General features: G+C 71.1%; 2 protein-coding genes. Both read right to left on the bottom strand.

Going from position 1 to position 1,254, the window contains the following annotated elements:
• On the bottom strand, positions 1-624 hold a 624-nt coding region (locus ACXJKL_RS21275), incomplete at its 3' end, for an ATP-binding cassette domain-containing protein (protein ID WP_457208981.1).
• A 99-nt stretch (positions 625-723) separates the two neighbouring features.
• Positions 724-1,233, bottom strand: coding sequence for a single-stranded DNA-binding protein (locus ACXJKL_RS21270; RefSeq protein WP_457208980.1), 510 nt, complete (start codon positions 1,231-1,233; stop codon positions 724-726).
• Positions 1,234-1,254 lie beyond the last annotated feature (21 nt).

The following is a 1,254-nucleotide window of genomic DNA, read 5'->3' as shown; positions in this document are numbered from 1 at the left end:
GGGGTAGTCCTTGAGGTGACCCTCCAGCCACTGCACCGACTCGGCGTCGAGGTGGTTGGTGGGCTCGTCGAGCAGCAGCAGGTCGGGCTGCTGCAGCAGCAGCTTGCACAGGGCGACGCGTCGGCGCTCACCACCGGAGAGGGTGTCGACGAGGGCCTCGGGCGGCGGGCAGCGCAGGGCGTCCATGGCCTGGTCGAGACGGCTGTCGAGGTCCCACGCGCTGGCGTGGTCGAGATCGGTCTGGAGGTCGCCCATCTCGGCCAGCAGGGTGTCGAAGTCCGCGTCGGGATCGGCCATCATCTCGGAGATCTCGTTGTAGCGGTCGAGCTTGCCCTTGATCTCGTGGACGGCCTCCTCGACGTTCTCCAGGACGGTCTTGCCCTCGCTCAGCGGGGGCTCCTGCTGGAGCATCCCGACCGTCGCGCCGGGGTCGATGATCGCGTCGCCGTTGTTGGCCTTGTCGAGTCCGGCCATGATCTTGAAGAGCGACGACTTGCCCGTGCCGTTGGGGCCGACGACCCCGATCTTGGCGCCGTGCAGGAACGAGAGGGTGACGTTGTCGAGGACGACCTTGTCACCGTGGGCCTTGCGCACATTGCGCAAGGTGAAGACGTATTCAGCCATGCGCCTGAGACTACGGGGCGCGACACCCCGCTGGACAACCGAGGACGCCGGGCYGCCCGGGACGCGGGTGGGGACCGCCCGGGCGGCACCGGCCGCGGGTCAGGCGGCCTCGGCGGTCGTGCCCTCCCCGGCGACCCCCACGTCGTCGCCCGCGTCGTCGCCCGCGTCGTCCGCCCCATCGGACGCCGACGTCCCACCGGACGTCGGCGCCGAGGCCGGGTCCCACGGGTCGCTGCCCGCGACGCGGTCGTCCTGGACGGTCGCCTTGGTGTAGAGCGAGGTGCCTCGGGCCAGGTCGTGGCCCACGGACGTCGCGGTCACCACCAGCTGCGTGCCCGACGTGCCGTCCTCACGGATCCACACGTCGGCCTCGAGCCGCCCGGTGATGAGCACCGGGTCGCCGACGCGCAGCGACTCCTTGACGTGACCGGCCAGCCGTCGCCACGCCTTGACCTTGAACCACGTCGTGTCCCCGTCGCCCCACTGGCCGTCCTTGAGCCGCCGCGGCGTGCTGGCCACGCGGAAGGTGGCGAGCGCCTGGCCACCGGCGTCCAGGAGCTGCACCTCGCTGCCGACCCGGCCGTTCAGGGTCACGTAGGTCTCGTTCATCTCATGCCTCCTCGGGTGGGG

This window comes from Nocardioides sp. P5_C9_2 (genome assembly GCF_054049555.1).
Note: the sequence above shows the minus strand (reverse complement) of the source record. Positions and strands in the feature narration are given on the sequence as shown.

Excerpts from the sequence above, each read along its gene's own strand:
- ACXJKL_RS21270 (WP_457208980.1), bottom strand. The coding sequence starts at position 1,233 with ATGAACGAGACCTACGTGACCCTGAACGGCCGGGTCGGCAGCGAGGTG.